General features: G+C 61.2%; 24 protein-coding genes and 2 pseudogenes. 18 read left to right on the top strand and 8 right to left on the bottom strand.

Annotated features, from left to right (window positions below; translation table 11 throughout):
- The first annotated feature begins 12 nt into the window (after positions 1 to 12).
- The 3 genes from BLM15_RS29320 to BLM15_RS32385 all read left to right on the top strand — a co-directional run bounded on the left by BLM15_RS29320 (position 13) and on the right by BLM15_RS32385 (position 1417).
- Complete coding sequence (locus BLM15_RS29320; RefSeq protein WP_126116459.1) at positions 13 to 555, top strand: hypothetical protein; 543 nt, start codon at positions 13 to 15, stop codon at positions 553 to 555.
- Between the two features lie 131 nt (positions 556 to 686).
- Positions 687 to 890 (top strand): CsbD family protein, encoded by a 204-nt coding sequence (locus BLM15_RS29315; RefSeq protein WP_126116458.1) that lies wholly within the window; start codon positions 687 to 689, stop codon positions 888 to 890.
- A 317-nt stretch (positions 891 to 1207) separates the two neighbouring features.
- Entirely contained in the window at positions 1208 to 1417 is a 210-nt protein-coding gene (locus BLM15_RS32385) for a DUF6894 family protein (protein WP_442859484.1), read from the top strand.
- 395 nt (positions 1418 to 1812) lie between these two features.
- Here BLM15_RS32385 and BLM15_RS29310 read toward each other — a convergent pair whose 3' ends face one another.
- Complete coding sequence (locus tag BLM15_RS29310) at positions 1813 to 2229, bottom strand: helix-turn-helix domain-containing protein (protein WP_164547721.1); 417 nt, start codon at positions 2227 to 2229, stop codon at positions 1813 to 1815.
- 145 nt (positions 2230 to 2374) lie between these two features.
- Between BLM15_RS29310 and BLM15_RS29305 the strand changes: the two genes are divergently transcribed.
- Positions 2375 to 2569 (top strand): hypothetical protein, encoded by a 195-nt coding sequence (locus BLM15_RS29305; RefSeq protein WP_126116786.1) that lies wholly within the window; start codon positions 2375 to 2377, stop codon positions 2567 to 2569.
- A 19-nt stretch (positions 2570 to 2588) separates the two neighbouring features.
- On the opposite strand, the pseudogene BLM15_RS29300 reads toward BLM15_RS29305, so the two are convergent.
- Positions 2589 to 2920 (bottom strand): annotated as a pseudogene (locus tag BLM15_RS29300) (autotransporter outer membrane beta-barrel domain-containing protein).
- A gap of 80 nt (positions 2921 to 3000) precedes the next feature.
- Between BLM15_RS29300 and BLM15_RS29295 the strand changes: the two are divergent.
- The 3 genes from BLM15_RS29295 (at position 3001) to BLM15_RS29285 (ending at position 5443) form a co-directional block, all read left to right on the top strand.
- Positions 3001 to 3414, top strand: a complete 414-nt coding sequence (locus tag BLM15_RS29295; protein WP_126116456.1) for a DUF1236 domain-containing protein — start codon at positions 3001 to 3003, stop codon at positions 3412 to 3414.
- Positions 3415 to 3561: 147 nt separating this feature from the next.
- A complete protein-coding gene (locus BLM15_RS29290) occupies positions 3562 to 5007 on the top strand; it encodes a DUF1236 domain-containing protein (RefSeq protein ID WP_126116455.1) in 1446 nt (481 codons plus the stop codon).
- Between the two features lie 97 nt (positions 5008 to 5104).
- The gene (locus tag BLM15_RS29285) at positions 5105 to 5443 is read left to right on the top strand and encodes a hypothetical protein (protein WP_126116454.1); all 339 of its coding nucleotides are present in this window, start codon (positions 5105 to 5107) and stop codon (positions 5441 to 5443) included.
- A 1-nt stretch (position 5444) separates the two neighbouring features.
- Here BLM15_RS29285 and BLM15_RS32380 read toward each other — a convergent pair.
- Positions 5445 to 5522: pseudogene (locus BLM15_RS32380) on the bottom strand (hypothetical protein); the annotation flags it as partial.
- A gap of 671 nt (positions 5523 to 6193) precedes the next feature.
- On the opposite strand from BLM15_RS32380, the gene BLM15_RS29280 reads away from it, so the two are divergent.
- Positions 6194 to 6418 carry a hypothetical protein gene (locus tag BLM15_RS29280; RefSeq protein ID WP_126116453.1) on the top strand — a complete coding sequence of 75 codons (225 nt, stop codon included), beginning with the start codon at positions 6194 to 6196 and terminating at the stop codon, positions 6416 to 6418.
- A 589-nt stretch (positions 6419 to 7007) separates the two neighbouring features.
- On the opposite strand, the gene BLM15_RS29270 is transcribed toward BLM15_RS29280, so the two are convergent.
- The 3 genes from BLM15_RS29270 to BLM15_RS29260 all read right to left on the bottom strand — a co-directional run bounded on the left by BLM15_RS29270 (position 7008) and on the right by BLM15_RS29260 (position 8730).
- Positions 7008 to 7322 carry a DUF1236 domain-containing protein gene (locus BLM15_RS29270; protein WP_126116451.1) on the bottom strand — a complete coding sequence of 105 codons (315 nt, stop codon included), beginning with the start codon at positions 7320 to 7322 and terminating at the stop codon, positions 7008 to 7010.
- A gap of 833 nt (positions 7323 to 8155) precedes the next feature.
- A complete protein-coding gene (locus BLM15_RS29265; RefSeq protein WP_126116450.1) occupies positions 8156 to 8368 on the bottom strand; it encodes a hypothetical protein in 213 nt (70 codons plus the stop codon).
- Between the two features lie 68 nt (positions 8369 to 8436).
- On the bottom strand, positions 8437 to 8730 hold the full coding sequence (locus tag BLM15_RS29260; RefSeq protein WP_126116449.1) for a DUF982 domain-containing protein: 294 nt from the start codon (positions 8728 to 8730) through the stop codon (positions 8437 to 8439).
- A 243-nt stretch (positions 8731 to 8973) separates the two neighbouring features.
- On the opposite strand from BLM15_RS29260, the gene ligD reads away from it, so the two are divergent.
- Entirely contained in the window at positions 8974 to 10017 is a 1044-nt protein-coding gene (gene ligD / locus BLM15_RS29255; protein ID WP_126116448.1) for a non-homologous end-joining DNA ligase, read from the top strand.
- Positions 10018 to 10063: 46 nt separating this feature from the next.
- Here the strand turns inward: ligD and BLM15_RS29250 are convergent, their stop codons facing one another.
- The gene (locus tag BLM15_RS29250; RefSeq protein ID WP_126116447.1) at positions 10064 to 10441 is read right to left on the bottom strand and encodes a hypothetical protein; all 378 of its coding nucleotides are present in this window, start codon (positions 10439 to 10441) and stop codon (positions 10064 to 10066) included.
- Between the two features lie 103 nt (positions 10442 to 10544).
- On the opposite strand from BLM15_RS29250, the gene BLM15_RS29245 reads away from it, so the two are divergent.
- From BLM15_RS29245 to BLM15_RS29215, 6 genes are all read left to right on the top strand, one after another.
- Positions 10545 to 10787 (top strand): DUF6894 family protein, encoded by a 243-nt coding sequence (locus BLM15_RS29245; RefSeq protein ID WP_126116446.1) that lies wholly within the window; start codon positions 10545 to 10547, stop codon positions 10785 to 10787.
- A 383-nt stretch (positions 10788 to 11170) separates the two neighbouring features.
- Complete coding sequence (locus tag BLM15_RS29240) at positions 11171 to 11491, top strand: hypothetical protein (protein ID WP_126116445.1); 321 nt, start codon at positions 11171 to 11173, stop codon at positions 11489 to 11491.
- 451 nt (positions 11492 to 11942) lie between these two features.
- Positions 11943 to 12326, top strand: coding sequence for a hypothetical protein (locus BLM15_RS29235; protein ID WP_126116444.1), 384 nt, complete (start codon positions 11943 to 11945; stop codon positions 12324 to 12326).
- Positions 12265 to 12918 carry a hypothetical protein gene (locus BLM15_RS29230; RefSeq protein WP_126116443.1) on the top strand — a complete coding sequence of 218 codons (654 nt, stop codon included), beginning with the start codon at positions 12265 to 12267 and terminating at the stop codon, positions 12916 to 12918. The genes BLM15_RS29235 and BLM15_RS29230 overlap by 62 nt, the downstream gene beginning before the upstream one ends.
- Complete coding sequence (locus BLM15_RS29225; RefSeq protein ID WP_126116442.1) at positions 12885 to 13664, top strand: SOS response-associated peptidase; 780 nt, start codon at positions 12885 to 12887, stop codon at positions 13662 to 13664. Before BLM15_RS29230 ends, BLM15_RS29225 begins: the two co-directional genes overlap by 34 nt.
- A 1727-nt stretch (positions 13665 to 15391) precedes the next feature.
- Complete coding sequence (locus BLM15_RS29215; RefSeq protein WP_126116440.1) at positions 15392 to 15871, top strand: Hsp20 family protein; 480 nt, start codon at positions 15392 to 15394, stop codon at positions 15869 to 15871.
- 1054 nt (positions 15872 to 16925) lie between these two features.
- Here BLM15_RS29215 and BLM15_RS32165 read toward each other — a convergent pair.
- Positions 16926 to 17051: a hypothetical protein gene (locus BLM15_RS32165; protein WP_257791812.1), complete on the bottom strand. Its 126-nt coding sequence runs from the start codon at positions 17049 to 17051 to the stop codon at positions 16926 to 16928.
- Positions 17052 to 17396: 345 nt separating this feature from the next.
- On the opposite strand from BLM15_RS32165, the gene BLM15_RS32035 reads away from it, so the two are divergent.
- The 3 genes from BLM15_RS32035 to BLM15_RS29205 all read left to right on the top strand — a co-directional run bounded on the left by BLM15_RS32035 (position 17397) and on the right by BLM15_RS29205 (position 18834).
- The gene (locus tag BLM15_RS32035) at positions 17397 to 18107 is read left to right on the top strand and encodes an ATP-dependent DNA ligase (protein WP_236846840.1); all 711 of its coding nucleotides are present in this window, start codon (positions 17397 to 17399) and stop codon (positions 18105 to 18107) included.
- Positions 18008 to 18439 carry an ATP dependent DNA ligase gene (locus BLM15_RS32030; protein ID WP_236846839.1) on the top strand — a complete coding sequence of 144 codons (432 nt, stop codon included), beginning with the start codon at positions 18008 to 18010 and terminating at the stop codon, positions 18437 to 18439. Before BLM15_RS32035 ends, BLM15_RS32030 begins: the two co-directional genes overlap by 100 nt.
- A gap of 134 nt (positions 18440 to 18573) precedes the next feature.
- On the top strand, positions 18574 to 18834 hold the full coding sequence (locus tag BLM15_RS29205) for a hypothetical protein (protein ID WP_126116439.1): 261 nt from the start codon (positions 18574 to 18576) through the stop codon (positions 18832 to 18834).
- Positions 18835 to 18837: the final 3 nt, after the last annotated feature.

Here is an 18837-nt window from a genome sequence, read left to right as displayed (position 1 = left end):
AAGGAGCATCAAATGACCCGCACGATCACTCGAGCCTATGATGATTACGCCGCCGCCCAGGGCGTCGTGAACCAGCTTGAGGCCGCCGGCGTCGCCAGTTCGGACATCAGTCTGTTGGGGCGTCACGAAAAAGCAGACAATGACGACAGCAATGCTGGTGAGGGGGCTGGCATCGGCGCCGCGGTCGGCGGGACTGCCGGCTTGCTGGCTGGCCTGGGGCTGCTTGCGATCCCGGGCGTCGGGCCCGTGGTCGCCGCCGGTTGGCTGGCTTCGACGCTGGCTGGAGCGGCGGCGGGCGGCGCCACGGGCGGAATCATCGGTGCGATGACCAGCGCTGGAGAGGACGAAGACAGCGCGCATTACTATGCCGAGACTGTTCGCAGAGGCGGCTCTGTCGTTTCTGTCCGGGCTGAAGATAGTCGGGCGGCGGAAGTCGAAGCCATCATGGACGGCGCAACGCCGATCGACCGTGAGGCTCGTCTAGCAGAATACCGACAGAGCGGTTGGAGCCGCTTCGATGAGACAGCCACGCCGCATCGATACGGCGCAATTTGATGCGCACCGGGTTGGCTCCTCCGACCAGGTGTGCGCTGAGCCAGCTTATTTTTCCGGTGAACATAATTCTGCGTCGAACCAACGCAGTTTCGAGACGTTTTTACCGCAACCCGAATTCAGTGGAGTGTCCAATGGACTGGAATCGCGTCGAAGGAAACTGGAAGCAGCTTAAAGGCAAGGTGAAGGAACAGTGGGGCAAGCTCACGGATGATGATCTCGACGTCGTAGCCGGCAAACGCGATCAGCTCGAGGGCAAAATTCAGGAGCGCTACGGCATCGAGAAGGACAAGGCCCGGACCGAGGTCGACGATTGGTACAACCGCCAGACGTGGTGATATCGCCTGAGCCCGCACGCTGCCCAGCCGGGCTCCGACGAGGCCCGCCACCCTAACGGGGGGCGGGCATTTTCATTGCGAAGCCAAACGAGCGGTAGCAACGCAACCGCCGCGTTGCCTCGCGCGCCTGTCTGTGCACTTTGCGACCGAACCTGGGCCCGTCTAGTCGCCAAATCGATGCGCTCGCCGCACTATTGAGGGCTTCCTAGCGAGATATCGGAACCTGACGGGATTCGGAGCATTCCTCGCCTGAGGAGAAGCGCTATGCCTAAATACCGGGTGATAACCAAAGACCCGAGCGATCTGCCCGCCAGTCGATGGACTTCCCCAGCGAGCAAGCAGCGACCGATGACGCACAGCGGTCGCTCGTTGACATGGCGAAGGAAACTCTTCCGAACGGCGAGCGAGCCCACTTCAAGGTACGAGTTCAAGATCAGGCCGGTGATGAGGTCTATCGCGCTTCGCTCGACTTCAAAGGCCGCGGCCGGAGAAAAGCTGGGGCGCCTGAGGAACCCGCCGACGACTAGCCAGTTCATAGCCCGGCGCTCTCGGGATCCTCGCGCCATGCCTCTCGCCGACTTGCATCTCCCCCGGTCCTCGTCGGCGAGAGGCAGCCCTTCAGAGCCAGTAGCTCGAATTCGTCCAGAGGACGAACCTGGGCCTTTTCCCTCCGACGCAGCGTGCTAGCTTGATCTCGGCGCTCCCCAACCAGCGCCATGCCTCTCGCCGGTGCAGTCGTCTCCCAGCACCCATCGGCGAGCGGTTATCATCTCCGTACGCTCGCTTTCTATAATCGCGGACACTGAAGCGAGTTTAGTGTGCGGCGCCTGGAGTAGCTTGGACCCGGTACGCGGGCTCGCCTGCCGCGCTTTTATTCGGTAGCTCGGATGCTATTGCGCATGCTTTCGGCCGGTACTGACCGTCACTCGGCTTGCGAAAGCTGTTCCGAAACCGGGCCGCCTACTGCCTCCTCGGCCAGTTGCCCGATGATACCGATTACAGTGCGACGCATCCGGGGGCAGCGGATACGTGAGAAGGCCTTGATCAACTCAACTCCTTCGGCCGTGGCCCGCAAGGTCGCCGCAATCTCTTCTGAGGGTACCTGATGGCCGGAGACGTCTTGTTCAAAGAAAAAGGATGGCGTTACGCTGAGCGCTTTTGCAATCTGCTCCAGTCGGCCGGCGGTGATCCGATAGATACCGTTCTCGTAGGGCCCGATCTGCTGGAAGGAGACACCGACGGCTTTTGCGAGTTGGCGCTGAGTGAAGCCAAGGGTCCTACGTCGTAAGCGAACCCGGTTTCCGACGTACTGGTCGATGGCATTGATCGTCTTAGCCACTGCGATCCTCCTGACTGGATTAATACCGGTTCGCGCAGAGTACCGCGCGCGCTCTTGAGATTGGGCGCACCATTTACGAGGTTTTTTTGCCTCTGCCTGCAGATTGCGCGTCAAAAGACGCGCCCTCATGCCGAAGGCAATGGTTATGATCGCAGCTTATATCGACGAGTTGATCATGTTTTGCGCGGGCCTGTGGATGACGGCAGTCGGCCTTGGCTATCTGCCGTTGCCTGGCAATGCCGCCAACCAGCCCATTTGGGTTACGTCGCTGGCTCGTCATTTCAAGTGGATGGGTCCTTTACTACTTGTCATCGCCCTCGCTCTGGCGATCGCGTTCTAAGCGTCCTACCAAACCCCTATCAGAACCTGACGGCGCCGGCGTCCCGTGCGATCGGCAGGCCGGCGACGGTGAATGAGCTGCTGCCGGCGAAGGCGAGCGCCGCGGTCGGCGTGACGTCGCCGAAAGCGTGGCGCCAGGCCAGCCCGCCGCGCAAGGTCAGGTCCATGCCCTGCAGTGCGAACGTGGTCGAGGCGCGTAGGCCCAGCGTCGAGTAGCCGAGGCTGGTGTCGTCGCTGCGGCCGTCAGCGCCGCGGCGCCACCGGTCTCCGTCAGCCCGTCCGTATGCAGGTTGACATAGGCCAGGCCGGCGAAGGGCTCCAGCGCCACCTTGGCCCCGGCCGCCGCTGGCATATGGGGTATCATCTCCTCGGAACATTTTACAAGGATTCTAAGTTGGGACCTCGATCTGGGGGGTCACCAGGAGTCGACTCATGAAGAAGATCATTCTCGCGGCCGCAATCGCACTGGCTCCGGTCGCGGCATTCGCACAAAATCCCCAAGGCGCCCAGGGTGGTGCGGCTGGCGGCGCGGCCGCTGGAGCTGTCGGCGGCGCGGTCGTTGGCGGGCCGGTCGGGGCGGTCGTCGGCGGCGTGGGCGGAGCCGTCGTCGGCGGCATCATCGGGGACAACACGCCGCGGTTCAAAACCTATGTGACCGAACAGCGCGTTCCCTCCTACACCTATGCCGAAGAAGTCCGTGTCGGCGCGGTGCTGCCAGAGCGGGGCGTGACCTATCGCGAGGTCCCTGCGGAGTATGGCGCAAAGGGTTATCGGTATACGGTGGTGAACAATCGAACCGTGCTGGTCGAACCAAAATCGCGCAAGGTCGTCCAGATCATCGACTGAGCAAAGTGGGCCCCGCATCGCCTTTTGCGGGGCTCGTTCTTTCACAGGTCGAGCGGCAACTTCGAAGGTGCCTCCGTCCCTCAGTCAGCAGGGACATGCTTCCACTTTTTCTTCGAGGTGCCGGCGCCTGAGTTCAGGGAGGATTCCATGAAACAATTTGCTGGCATCGCCACCATTGCGATCATGGCCCACGCTGGGGTCGCATGGGCACAACCAGTCATCGTGGCCCCGGGGGATGGGCCAGTCCGGGTGGAGCGTCCACCGCGCGAAGCCCCGGGGCGCGCGCTTGATCCAGATCGGGCCCCGACACAGCGCACGGAATCGCCGGCCATTGAGCGCCGCGACATCCAGCCAAGCCAGGACCCGCAGCGCGGCCCGACCCAGCGACGCGATCGGGACCAGGCTCAGCGCGAGCGGCCCGATCAGGCTCCGAGCCCGCGCGCTCAGCAGGAGCAGCGGCGAGACGAGCAGCTGCAACGCGATCAGGCACAGCGCGAGCGACAGGATGATCGCAACGGCCGCAGATCGTCTGATCAGGCGCAGCCCGAGAATCGTACGCCTCAGTCTCCTGAAACTGCCCAGCCGCAGCGGCCGGAGGGTCGGCCGAGTACACCCAGTACGGCCCAGTCGGCTCCAAAGCAGGACGATCAGCAGAGGCCGGCCACCAATGCACAGCGGCCGGTCACGACGCAGCCCGGGGGAACCATCCAACAACCTGCTCAGAACCGCGCTTTGCCAAGCGGCCAGAACAGCGACAACGCCCAGGTAGGGGCCGGCGACAATCAACGCATCGCCGACACGGTCCGCCAGCGTGTTGAGCGTAACGAGGTCCGCCCTGTCCAGAATCTCGGGGTTTCCGTCTCCGTCGGCGCCGAATTGCCGTCGCGCGTCCAACTACAGCCATTGCCAAGTGATATTGCTGCGATCCGGCCGCAATACCGTGACTATCGCTATACAGTCTCGGAGCGGGACATCGTCATCGTCGATCCGCGCAGCCGGCGCATTGTGGAGGTGATCGATCGTGGCGGCGGCGGTAGAGGTGGCAGCGTCGACATATACGCGGCCTTCGAGCGTCGGCGTGATGTCCGGCGCTGGAACCGGCCGGATACGGTGGTTTTCCGCCAAGGCGCCATCCTGCCAGTCGGCGTGCCCTATTACGACCTTCCCGACGAGGTGATCGCGCGTCATCCGGATTGGCGCGGCTACCAGTACGTCATGACGGAGAGCGAGGAGGTGGCGGTCGTTGAGCCGCGCACACGCCGCATCGTCGATGTTGTCGACAAGAACGCTCCGCGCTCGGCGGCCGCAGCACCTGCCGACGCGAGGGCGGCAGCCAGTCCAGCTGCGTCGAACGGGACAACGGACCGGCACGAACTTGCGCGAATGATCCTGGCCGATGCCCGTCCAGGCGAAATCCAGGGTGTCGACGGCTTGAAGGGTGCGGTCCTGCCGACGCAGGTTGTCTTGCGACCGCTTCCTCCGGAGGTCGAGCAGCAGGACCAGCAGTTGCGCGGCCTTCACTACGCGCTGATCGGCGACGACGTGCTGATCGTTGACCCGAAAAGTCGTGAGATCGTTGTCGTGATCGAGTGATTTGAGAGCGGCCCCGTGTGCCTGCGCGGGGCCACTTGATTCTTTGCCTGTTTGTCGCTTGCGCGCTTCCAGCAGGCCAATGTTAACGAGGATGGTTATGTCTAAGAAGAGGCTTGTAGAAGTCAGGCTTCTCGATCGGTTACTCGATATTGTCGCCGAAGAAGGATTGGTCGATCGGGTAAAGCTGGAGCCGACGGCAACGCTCGATGAAGCCGGCTTGACGATGGACGATCTCATCCTGATCGCCAACAAAATTGAACGAGAGTTCGATAGGGATCTGCTTCATGATGAAGAGCTGGAGAGCGTCCAGACCGTTGGCGGGTTGCTCGATCTCATCGCGACGCGGATCACAATCAGTTCGGACGCGCTCGGAGAATCTGCTCCATACGCTCCAGATCGGTCTTCAAAGCATCTGCGCCAGCCTGACCGCGAATAGTCGCGAGCGGCCGGGCGTCGCGACCATCCTCCGGGTTGCCCGAACCGTTCATGAAGCGTAGCCGTTGGGCGGGTGGCATGCGAAGCAGAGTATCGACTTCGCACTTCCGCGCCCATTCGCTCGACCAGGTCGAGACCTCGCGAGACCGGCGAGATGGGAATAAACAAGCGGTGCGTGGCGCGATGGGATGTCATGATCGTTTATCGTCGTCAGTTTGCGTCACCCGGTACACCGCAACGAAATAGGCGACTAGAACTGCAATGACGACGCCGATGGTCGCACGCGTCCACATGGTCGTTTCCACGGCTGCCTCCTATCGAAACGAGGCCATCCCGATTGCGGCAAGGATCGCGGCGATGAGCAAACCCCAAATCACGAGCGCCGGCATCAGGGGCACCGCGTCAGCGTTAGCCCAGTCGATTCGATCTCGAACAGGCAATCGTCGATGAAGCGCACCGGGGTGCCGTTTTCATTCGAAAGACAATGACCGTGTGGCGCTTGCCGTCCTCGTCCCGGCACAGCTCGCGGTGGAGTACTTGGGGGTTGTAAGCGGGTCTGCTGACGATTTTTTGCCTGAGCCTGGCGTGCTTCGGTTGGGTGCGCAACGGAATCTTCTGACCGTAATTCTGGAGCTCTGCGAAGGTTTCTCTGTTCCAATCGGAACTTTCTGCGCCCAATTGTGTTGATGACCTGCGCCACGCCCATCAGCGCCAAGGCCTTGCAGCTGCCTCGATGGGCAGGGGTCCAAGAATGGACGAGGCCCGTATCGAACATGTCGCCAGAGCACTTTGTCGAGCTGCCCGGATGGACCCGGATGCCATGGTCGACGCTGAAGACGATACTCCCTTCTTTTGCTCGATAGCGCCGGCGATTGCAGGCAAGCCGGCATGGCATCGTTTCAGGCCGGCCGCCCAAACCGTCTGCGAAGCGCGAGATTTCTTCTCGGTCGGCAGTCCACCGCAGATGAGAGCTTGAGCGTCGGTCGAGTATGACTGTGAGTTACATCGAGTGGTGTTGGATATGACAACGCGACTATCTCAACGAGGCTAACGAGCTTGTTCCGGTGTGGCACTGAAGCCGTGCAGCACCCACTCGATCTGAGCTTTTGGATTGGAGCACTCGGCCGTGATTTCGGCTGGCGGGATACCGCGGGCGTTCGCCTCAATCAAAAGACGAATCGCTAACATCTTAGCGTCTCCCGGTCCTGTCCTGACGTTTTCGGTGATCCAGCTGTCGACGAAGCATCGTGCGCGCAGAGACATTTGTAGGGCCCTCCCGATTCGTCGCCTATTCCTGCGCAGCCTCGTAGCCATCCTGCATATGACTACTCCGGCTGAGCTTCTTCGGCCTCGGGCGACCCTTGGGCCTCCATTCGCGGCCCAGCGACCGAGCTGGATGGACGTGTCGCCCACCATACGGCTGCGAAGTAACCTCCCATAAATGCCGCGAGTGCAGCGATTGTCGCAAACGTCCACATAGCATTCGAATCCCGAGAACCGGACGAACCTCGCCAGCGAAGCTGACGAGGCCCGGACAGCGCCCCTAAAAGGCGAGCTTCAGAACATCACTGGATGATCTGAACGACCCGCCGGGTCGACGGCTCGACAAGCACAACATGGTTGTCGGTGTAGACATAGCGGTACTTGGTGACGCTCGGACCCCAATCATTGGGAGCGGTGTGAAGCTCGACATCGCTCGGAAGGGTGGCGCCGACGGTGACATTCTCCTTGATCGTCACCGGCTTCATCTTCTCCTTGACCACGTACTCCTTGATACGGGTCTGCTCGGGCTGGCCGATCATGACGGTGGTCTGGGCCACGACGGCGGAGCTCGCGACGAGAGCGGACGCGGCGACGAGGCCGAGAAGTGAGCGGTTCATGTTTATTCTCCTGGTTGGGCGCCTTGGCGGCGCCATGGAGAACAACGCGGGCTCAAGTTCACAGTTCCGAATTCTTCTAATTAAAAGACGCTCAACAGGATACATAAAAGGATGGATGCAGCTGCAAACGGCAGTTGATCGGTCGCGTCGCTTAGCAAAGCGGTTCGCTTTCATCGGACGCGCCAGTTCCTCCCGTACCCCTCTTACTCCTTTTTTCCAATTAGACGGTTGAAAGCCTCCGTGATGGGATTTCGGGGCCTACGCGGCCCGGTGGGTGGGTTTCCGTTCGGCGCTGCGTCACTGATTTGCGATTCCCCGATAACCCATTCCCGGTCATCGCTTCCTCTCACGCGATACTGGGGCTCGCCGTCAGCTTGAAACGGCAGCAGGCGCGTGACCTCATACAAGCCGACTGCATCATGGTCGTGGAAACCAAATGCAAGGCGGACCTGGTCTCCGACTCCATAACGATGCCCCATTTTCCGCTCCCCTGTGCAAAGCCTCAGAAGGTGCCCGCACTTCACTCATCAGACTGGATGCTCCTTCGGCCCGTCGGTTCAATCTCGAAAATGCACTCGTCGATGCACTTCACCGCTGTGCCGTCATCCAGCGCGTGTGGTGGTGCCCCCTTGGAAGGGGTACGGCCGGTAGGCGACCACAGTGTAGCGGTTGCCGTCTTGGTCTTGGCAGAACTCGCGATAGAGCTTCAGATGGGCTGGATTGAGGTGAGCCGCGACCTTGGCATTTAGCCCGGATCGCTTCGGCTGGGTACGCGTGACAACCTCCAACGCAACTATCGGAAGCTCAACCGCCAGGGGTCCTTGACGTTCCACCTACTGCGTCGTCACCAAATTCGCCAGCTGCGCATCAGCTTCGAGCAGCAGGGTCTGCAATCGAGCAACCGTCACGGCCGACAGCTTGAGCTCAAGGTCGTTCAGCTCGCCATCCATGGTGAATCTCAGAATGGCTCCCTCCGTCGGATTGGCGCTCACGGTTATGCTCGCGATATCGACTACCTGGAAGAGCAGCGCAGGTTTCCTCGTCATGGCCTTCCCCAATGGCCCGGACTGTTAAAGGTGTGAGCCCGGCCTAACTCAGGCCGGGCAAGAGTGACTTAGGCGCGTCCCTGCGGACCTTCCTTGTAAGATGCTGTGAACGCGACAGCGTCTGGTGCCATGATGTCATACTTTTCGGCGAGCGTTACGAAGATGCCGCGGACGGTCTCCGCATCGACGTCACCGCGCATGGCCGCGAGGCAAGCCTTTATTGCGAATTGATGGGCAGGGTCGCGCTTGCTGGGCGGCCAGTCGACCAAAAACATATAGGCCTCCATGACCGACGAGATTGCCGCTGGATGACCTAGCCCGACCAGAATGACGACTGGACGTTTAAAGTGCTCCGTGTTCATCGGTCGCGGCCCTCCCCAAAGCGTGCGACGATCGGCGCTGTTGCCATAGCCATATCCTCCGAAAAGCAACATGGATCCGGGACTTTTGCCCTCATTTTCTCTGAGGGCGGCGATTGATTTTGGTATTCATTCGCCTCTTCGCAAGCCCTGCATCCTGTCCTTTTGAATCTTTTCCCGGCTCAGGAACGACGCTCTTCCGCCAACGTTGAGTCGCCAGTACTGTTGCGTTGTGTGGTGTTGAGTATGGCGAGGCAGCCGCGTCGTGTCCTGAAGGCTATGGCTACCGGCGAGGCGCTACGAAGCGCACCCGTCAAACCGCGGCGCGGCGCTGCTAAGCCCGATCTCTTCGCTGATCCGATGCCGGCGCGGATCGAGCCGTGTCTCGCTCTATTGCAATCCAAGGCGCCGACAGGTCCGAACTGGGCCTTCGAGGTGAAGTGGGACGGCTACCGCTTGGCCGTCCATCGTGATGCCTCTGGCGTGCGGATCATCACCCGCGGCGGCCATGACTGGACGCACCGCTTCCCGTCGATCGCGGCTGAGGCGGCTGAGCTCGACGCTGGCAGCTTCATCCTCGATGGCGAGGCGGTGGTGCTCGATGAGGCCGGCCGCGCCGATTTCGGTTTGCTGCAGCAGGCTCTCGGCGGACGTGGCGGAAAGGCCAAGGCCGAGCGCGCCATGCTTTTCGCCTTCGATCTGCTCTATCTCGACGGACACGATCTGACCCGCATGGCGCTGAGTGAGCGGCGCGACATGCTCGAGGGTTTGCTGGATGGCGAAATCGGGATGATCCGTTTGAGCGAGGAGGTTGAAGCTGACGGCGCTGAGTTTCTGGCAAGCGCTTGCAAGGTCGGGCTGGAGGGCATCATCGCCAAACGTCGGGATGCCCCTTATCGTCCTGGCCGTGGCGGTGACTGGCTCAAGATCAAATGCATCCAGTCCGACACCTTCCTGATCATTGGTTACGAGCCGTCCAGCGCGGCGCTCGGCGGCATCGGTCGGCTGCTCCTGGCCGGCCTTGGCAATTACGGCCTGGCCTTTGTCGGCAGCGTCGGCACCGGCTTCACGCACGCGAGCGCGGCGGCGCTGCGCAAGCAGCTCGACCGGCTCGCGACCGCATCGCCCGCGGCGCGCGGCATTGCCGGTAGGGGAGTGGTCTGGGTAAGACCGAATCTCGCGGCCGAGATCGCCTATCGTGGCTGGACCCATGACGATAAGCTGCGTCATGCTTCGTTCAAAGGCCTGCGGGATAAGGCGGACGCAGCGGGCGTCTACCGGCTGGCTTAGGTGGCGCTCCTGTCTTTTGACATGGACTGACGGTCGGAAGAGGCGCTCAATGAACGAGCCGTTGTCTCCAAACCGCTTTTGGACATGACCGCGTGCGGCGCTCCCTGACGCCGCCAAGCGGAGACACGCTTTGATTACCGGAAAAGGTTATTTGAACCTGCGCGACGGGCACACGACCGAGGTCTTGTATCAGTTCGCCAGCGACTTTGATGACCGGCGAGCGGGCTATCTTCTCTTCGATACGACCAAATTCGAAGACGGTCAGTTTTGCCATCGGCTGATCCTCGAATGCGACGATGGAACGACAGTCGTGCTCGTAGTCATGAATCGCAGCGACAAAGTTCTGGCGTTCCATGGCCGCGTTCTGGAGCCGGTTGGTGAAGCTGCTGTGAGCAGGAACTTTTGACCAGAGAGAGCGTTTCACTCGCAATCCAAAGGGTCTGTCAAAGCAGCAGCCCCGCCAGTCCTCTCACTTGACTGGCGAGGCTTTTGTTTGGCCGGACACAACTTTAGGATGGTAGTAGCGAATGCCGCATTACTTTCTAGACTATCAGGACAGCTTCCACGACCTGGTCGATGTGGATGGCAGGGAGTTGGACAATGATGAACACGCCGCAACTGCGGCGCGATCAATGTTAGCTGGCCGTGCCTGCCTGGAAATTCTGAGGGGCGCGGACGCCGTCATCTCCGTTCGTGTCCGGCGAGGGCCGACCCCGCTTTTTTCCGTGACGCTGGCCATCACCGAAGACCGCTTTCATCTCAATGGCTGATTCAACCCCGCTAGCTCTTGAGCTTCCGGGAGCGAAATCGGAGCAGATCACCCTTCTGCGTGCTGCGGCTGCCAGATGCCGTCACTTGGCGAGCGTCAGCAGCGGTCCCGACCTGGCCGATGCGTTGCTCGCAATGGCAACCGACTACGAAAGAAGGCTTCAGGCTCTCTTTAGTTCGACCGAAGAGGCTACCGGCGAGTCTTGAGGCTTTCGCCGAGTGTCGAACCACGGGCATATCCGCTGGATAACGAGCCGGCTTTTCAAATTTTAGAAATTGACAGCCCGCCGGTTCGGGCGCCCAATGAGACCCAGCCGACTTCCCTTGCTTTTGGGTCGTTTCCCGACCTCTTATGCCGCAGATTGGACGCGGTAAGGCGGCTATCATGTCAACGAACGATCGATCGTACATGGCCGTCGTGCCATGGTACGACGAGGACGATTTTGCCGATCTGTTGGCGATCGGCGGCCACGATACGGACCCCCGGCAGAGTTATCAAATCTGGTATCGGAGTGCGATGCAGTCCGTCGATGACCTACTGCGCGCAGGCAACGCAGTGGCCTTCGTGACGATCAAGCCGCAGGCTTACGTCACTTGGCTTGCCGGCCGGGAGAACACGCCGGAAATGAGACGCCGCTACGCGGAGCACCTGGCAACAGAGCCTCGCGAGAAGGCCGACGCGGCTGAGGCCAACCGATTGGGCTGATGTGGTTATGAGCGGCGTTTTGACTGCTCGATCACCTCATAGTGCTCTTCGATGCTGCCTCGGGACATCAGTTTGTTGCTGCTGCATTTCGAGCAACGGTAGCGCAAGCAGATGTCCGGGATAGGCAGGTCGTCAGGCAGCCCGTCCATGCTGATCTCAGCATGGTGGTGGCAGTCATTGCACCACACCTCGGCTCTCTGATGCCCTCGCGCCCGATCGGAGCCGACTGTCGCCGGCTGCACTATCGAGCCGTCCTTGTTGTAAGCGCGGCGCGGGTTTCGAACTGGCGTCAGGCTTGACTCTCCGTCTCTCTCGTTCTCATTATGTTCTCATATCTGAGGACGCGGAACATGTCTGCCGAGCCATTGCCGGAGCGCGACGAATTGGAAGGGCTTCATTCAGGGCGTGTTCTCCAAAGGCGCCAGGCCCCGCGCGAGGCGACCACTGACGCATGACGCCCATGGAACCGCCGAACGAAGACACGTCGCTGATCGACTTTCCCTGGGTGGCGGTGCGCTTCCGCTGCCAATTCTGCACCCGCAGCAAGGACGCCCGGCTGGCTGGCTTGGCCTGGGTGTACGGCGAGCACGCGACGCTGAGATGGCTGCTCGGCGTCTTCAGATCGGGGTGCGCCTGGGACCCGAGCAACGCGGCGCGCAAGCCGCAGAAGTATGGGAGAAAATGCGGCGCCTACCTCATGGATATCGGCCGCACCTCGCCGCCGGATCTGCCGCCCAGCATGTCCGGTCTGACCCTTATCGAAGGAGGCAAGGATGACAGCTATCCCGCTGAACCGGCCGACCAAACGAGGCGCCGTCGGATCGGAGGCGATTGAAGCTCTGCCGACGGCCGTCGGATCGGAGGCGATTGAAGCTCTGACGAAGATCGTCGCCGGAATCAAGGAGAGCGGCCATCTCTACCAGGCGACCTTCAACGAACTCTTCGACCTGGGCGTGATTGAAAACCGCTGGATGCCTCAATTTAGAACCCGACATCTGGTCATCGTGGAGGAAGCCGAGCGGCTCCTAGCACACCAAGGCTGTGGAATTTCCGGACCATATGACGGGCTCGAAGAGATGGGTGGGGCCTACTACTTCATCGACAAGTGGGACCGGCCTTTCCATGTGCTGGTCAGCATGCCGAAGGCTGAGCTTGATGACGCAGCTGCACAGGCCGCGAAATGGCTCGGCAAGGGCGATCGCGGCGCTGCAATCGACTATTTCACGAAGGCCGGGTTTCTGTGGGCTGAAATGAAGGATTCCGAGACTGCGGAGGCGTTCATCCAGCAGTTCGGCGGGGCATTGCTCAATCCCTACGATGCTGATGAACTCATGATAGGTGGCGAGGAAGCGATCACCGCTGAGTTCGTCGAGCGGAGCCGGAGACGCGAGGCATGTGCAACCTCTACAGCCACGCCCGCAACGTAGAGGCGATGCGCAAGCTGTTCGCGCCGTTCGACGATGGCGGCGCGAACTTTGCCAACCTGCCGCCGATGCCGAACATTAATCCCGACCGGCCTGCACCGATCATTCGGAACAGCGAGGCAGGGCCAGAGCTGGCCATGGTCCGATGGGGCATGCCCTCTTCTCGCAAAGCTCTGTACGACGCCGCAAGCGAGCGTGCCGAGAAGCTGCGGGCGAAGGGCAAGACGGTGGATTTCGAGGAGCTGGTGCGTCTGGAACCGGACCCGGGGACGACGAATATCCGTCGCACCGACAGCAAGCATTGGCTGCGCTGGCTCGGCGTCCAGAACCGGTGCCTCGTGCCCTTCACGAGCTTCAGCGAGTTCAACAAGTTTGAGGGCGGCGACGTCTGGTTCGCCTTCGGAGAAGAGCGCCCCACGGCCATGTTTGCCGGGATCTGGTGCTCTCAATGGACCAGCGTCCGCAAGATCAAGGACGGGGAAGAAACCATCGACCTGTTCGGGTTTCTCACAACCGATCCGAACTCCGATGTTCGCACAATCCATCCCAAGGCCATGCCGGTTATCCTGACGACGCCGGAGGAATGCGCGGCCTGGATGACTGCGCCTTGGGACGTGGCGAAGGCCCTGCAACGACCTCTGCCCGACGGAATGCTTCAGATCGTCGCTCGCGGGGCGAAGAAAGACGATCCACTCGATCCGGCGCTATTCCCGGCGGTCAAGGCGCCGGTGCAGGGCGCTCTGTTCTGACAGCCAATTCCCGCGAGCAGGAAAACCCGCCTGCAACAGGCTGGCAAAAATTGGCGTTTAGCCGATATTCTAAGGCGATCGGAGAAGAGGTGCATGACCAGCAATTGTCGACCCGGCCACCCTGAGGCACCCGTCGTAGTCATCGATACCGAGGAGGCATATGTCGATGCTCTGGAGACAATCGAGCGACTGAGAAGCGCTCCCGAGGGCTCCGTCGAGTATTTGCTGATGGTCGCCTACGGGGACGCTATCGAGCGTTACCTGGACGCCCGCAACAGTAGCCGCCCTCCTCGTCAACCGGCGTGATCATCACGCGCGAATCTACCCCCCCGCTCGCCATCTCGGACGCATGGCCAGCCAATTGGAACGCTGAGAAAGGACTGACGTTTTGATCGTACCGCGATAATCGGAGCCCATATCTATGATCACGGATACCGCTTTCGACACCCTTAAGAACCACGGCGGCAAAGCCTGCACCGCCCAGTACCTGCTCGCGGTGGCGGCGTCGAAGCCCGCCGCCCGACGTCAGGCATTATCACGCGAGTCAGCTTCTAGGTTCTGCGGACGATCCAGCGTTCACCTTCCAACCCCGTGGCAATCAGCGAAGCTGCCCGCCGGTAGAGGCTGGAGTTCGTGAAGGCTATGGCGGCAGCCCCGTGGTCATGAAGGAATCAAAGCACGTAAGCCGCTGGTCCTCTTCTCGCTTGAACCGGCAGTCTTCCATCTTGGTGGCGGTGCCTGGTCTCGCTTTGAGCGCCGGCGCCATCAGCGCATCGTAGCAGTCGAGCCGTTCCTTTGTGCCCGGTTCGCGAGCACCGCAGGCCTGGAACCCTGCAGGAACTAGCGCATCAGCTCCGGACGCAGAGAAACCAAAAGCCAGAGCGGCGACCGCAGCGACCATCCAAATACGCAATCTTGCCACCCCGCTCATTGTCGATAGGAGGAGCACGCGGGATGGGGAGAGTCGACCCAAACGCTGCCAGCAGGGGCGCTCTGGACCATATGGCGCTGCCGAGCGTGTACGTGTCGGCTGCCTCCGAGCGTCGGCCGTCGTCATAGAACGGGACTTTGAATACAACCACTCATTGTTCTCAGGAGGCGGCCATATGGAAGAGATGCTTATATTCGGCCTACTCATCGCGATGCCGTCGCCGGCCATCCCTGGCCCGTAGGTTGGATGAACTGACCGGCGGGTCCGCCCACCGATATTGTCGAACCTCCCAGGCTCCCCCGCGTTAGTCTCCGTCGGCCTACCCGGAGATGCCTATGCTCGAAGACCTGACGACGTTCGCCGGCGTCACAATCGGAATGCTGTTGAGCGTGGGGGTTGGCTGTCGGCTCGGCAGGATCATGTCTCCACGACCGCGTGAGCTCCGCGAGTTGGCGCGCGATCTGGAGCAAGAGCTCCAACGCTGAACGGTATGGAACCGGTGGCCTCGCGGCGCGTTTCCGAAGCCTCCTTTGACCAAGCCAACTCAGCCCCGCTGGCACCCACCGGCGGGGCTTTTTGCGCGCCGTGCAAGGCCCGCAGCGGCGTTGTGCCGAACCAACTGTCGAACTTAACGAGCCTAGGAAATTGGCGACAGAGGCCCCCTTGAACTCCGTTTCAGCCAACCCAAATCGATCGATGCCGAACGCCAATTTCAAAGGGATCGGCGGTCGAGCGGCGACAGTGAGCCCGCGCTCGACTGTTTTTGTACCCATGTTGCTCAAAGGAGGATGTGGCTATGAGAACCGTATCTGATTTTTCCCCGCTCTATCGGTCCAGCATCGGCTTCGACCGTGTGTTCAACGCATTGGAAGCTGCTAGTCGGCTGGACCCTGCCGGGAGCAGCTGGCCGCACTACGATATTCTAAAGTCCAGGGATAACGACTATCGCATAATCATGGCTGTTGCCGGCTTCGGCCCGGATGACTTGACCATCATGCACGAGCCGAATGTCCTCCTGGTTTCAGGCCAGAAGACGAGCGAGGACAGCCGCGAGTATCTGCATCACGGCATAGCCGAGGGTGGTTTCCAGCGCCGCTTCGGTCTAGCCGATCATGTGCAAGTCGTGGCGGCCAGCCTGGAGAACGGCCTGTTGACCATCGACCTGACGCACGAGCTGCCGGAGGCGCTGAAGCCGCGTCAGATCCAGATCGGGACGGGCAAGATGACATCGAAAAGCGCTGCTCGGCAGATTGAGCCCGAAAAGACTGCAGCCTAGGAAATCGGAGTCCGATGTTGGGGCCGGGTGTTGAGCCTGGCGTCACGGATCGGTGCATCCGCGCGAACGCCCCGTTGGCAGCCGCCACCGGGGCCCTTTTGCGACCTCTTGCCAAAGGTCAGAAGCGCTCTAATTCATTCAACGTTTAAGGCTTTTCAGGGGAAAGGGATGCCATTCTCATCACTGACGGATCCAGTGAAACTGGCTCGGGCTGGCGCGGCATTAAAAGCCGCATGGGAAGAGGTCAGGACAACGCTGCCTGATCAATGTGATGAGCGCGAACGAACTCGATTGGCCTATATCGTGGCCAGCTTGGTGACGCTCGAAGTGAACGAGGACGACCTCGCTCGGCGCGCTATCGATCGTTTCCTGGCAGGATAGCGGAACATGACTGGATGAGGCGCATCTCTCGCCTAGAGGAGCCGCGCCATGCCTAAATTCCGGGTGATCCGAGCGGCTCCGGCCGTCATCACATCGACTTTCCAAACGAGCAAGCCCCAGCCCACGACGCGCAACGCTCGTTGGCGGATATGGCCAGAGATGCTCTTCCCAACGGCAAGCGCGCCAGGCTTCAAAGTGCGGGTCGAAGATCAGTCCGGCGAGGAGGTCTACCGGGGTTCACTCGACTTCAAGGGGCAAGGTCGAAAAACCGCGGACCCGAGGAACCGACCAACGACTAGCCAGTTCAATGCTCGGCGCCTCGCGCCTCGCCTCTCGCCGACGGGCAGCTCCCCCGTTCCTCATCGGCGAGAGGCAGCCCCCTTTGGAGCCGGTAGCTTCGAATTAGTCCGACGCAAGCAATCTGGGCCTTTCTCTTTGCCGCGGCGTGCTAGCGTGAACTGGCGCTCCCCAACCAGCGCCAAGCCTCTCGCCGGTGCAGGCTCACCCAGCGTACATCGGCGAGAGGCAGAATTTACCTGCATTGGCCTGCGATGCGCAGGACTAAGGTCAGCTTCACGACGGCCGCATCGAGCCGCTTCCAGCAGGCTTCTCCACCGGCCGCCGCAATGACGAAAAGGCAACAGAAAGAACGGAAGGTTACAAAGCGCCCGGACTAGATCGCGGTGACGACCAACAGCGTGTCGACCTCGCATTGCCGCGCCCATTCGCTCGACCAAGTCGAGACCTCCCGGCCGGCGAGATGTGAAAACACGAGCAGGGCAGTGGCACGGTCGGACATCGCGATCATTCGTGGCCATCAGTTCGCGTCAGACACCACAACGAAATAAGCGGCCAGCAACGCAGCGACGGTGGCGATGGTAACCACGAGTCCTTTCAAGCCTAAAGATTCCAGCGGTCGGCGGCCGCCCATCCAGCAACCACTGATGCGACCATTGCAACCGTTACGGCGAGGAATAGCTCCATAATTCGCGCCTCCTGTCGACTAGCAGAACAGCGCGCATTTCGGTCGAGTTCCTCGCTCAGCTCGCTAAGCGAGTAATCGCCGTACCTGGGGTGAATATTTCGTCAACTCAGGAACGTCGCACCTCAGCTTACGTTGAGTCGCCGTTAGTGAGTTGCGTTTATGGTGTTCAGTCATGGCAAGGCGACCGCGTCTATGCCTAGCGGAGAGGTGCTGCGCAGTGAGCCCGTCGTGGCGCTGAGTGGCACCGCCGAGCCAGACATATTCGCCGACAAAATGCCAGCCCGGATTGAGCCTTGTCTGGCGCTCCTGAAATCCAGCCCGCCGGAAGGCCCCGACTGGCTTTTCGAAGTCAAATGGGACGGCTACCGCCTGGCGGTTCATCGCGATGTCAAGGGCGCGCGCGTCCTTACCCTCGGCGGCTTTAATTGGACCGATCGCTTTCCCTCCATCGCGGCTGCGGCGGCTGAACTCGATGCCGGCAGCTTCATTCTCGATGGCGAGGCGGTGATACTCGATGAGGCCGGCCGTGCTGATTTCGGATTGCTACAGCAGGCGCTCGGCGGACGTGGTGAAAAGGCCAAGGCCGAGCGCGCCATGCTGTTCGCCTTCGATCTGCTCTATCTCGGTGGACACGACCTGACCCGCATGGCCTTGGTCGAGCGACGGCACATGCTCGAGGATCTGATCGACCATGAAAGCGGCGCGATCCGGCTGAGCGAGGGGGTCGAGGCGGATGGCGCCGAGTTTCTGGCGAGCGCTTGCAAATTCGGGTGGAGGGCATCATCGCCAAGCGGCGCGACGCTCCCTATCGACCCGGCCGCGGCGGTGACTGGCTCAAGATCAAATGCGTCCAGTCCGACACCTTCCTGATCATCGGCTATGAGCCCTCCAGTGCTGCGCTCGGTGGCATCGGCCGGCTGCTGCTAGCCGCCCATGGCAACTATGGTCTGACCTACGTCGGCAGCGTCGGGACCGGCTTCACCCACTCCAGCGCGACGGCTCTTCGCAAGCAGCTTGACCGGATTACGGGCGCTTCGCCGCCGGCTCGCGGCATCGCCGGTAAGGGCGTGATCTGGGTGAAGCCGGAGCTAGCGGCCGAGATTGCCTATCGCGGTTGGACGCATGACGAGAAGCTGCGCCATGCGTCGTTCAAAGGCCTGCGCGACGGAGCGGACAAGGTCACCGTCTTCCGGCTGTCCTGACCTCCGCGCGGCGCGCCCTGATACGTAGACAAGGAGCTGGAAACGGCGCTCCATTGGCTGGCCGTTGTCTCCATACCGCTTTTGGAAATAACCGCGTGCGGCGCGTGTTGACGCCGCCAGGCGGGAGACAGGCTATGCTTACCGGGAAAGGCTACCTAAACCTGCGCGATGGGCACAAGACTGAGGTCTCCTACCAGTTCGCCGCCGATTACGACGGCCACCGAGCCGGCTATCTGCACTTCGACACAGCCGCATTCGATGACATCTCGTTTTGTCGTCGGCTGATCGTCGATTGCGATGACGGCTCGTCCGTCGTGGTCGCGGTTTTGAACCGCGGTGACAAGCATCTGGCGGTAACAGGCCGCGTGCTGGCGCTCCCGGTGATTACAGACTAACAG

Origin of the sequence: Bosea sp. Tri-49, from assembly GCF_003952665.1 — a bacterium.
Taxonomy (GTDB): domain Bacteria; phylum Pseudomonadota; class Alphaproteobacteria; order Rhizobiales; family Beijerinckiaceae; genus Allobosea.
This window is presented reverse-complemented; position numbering and strand designations above follow the sequence as displayed.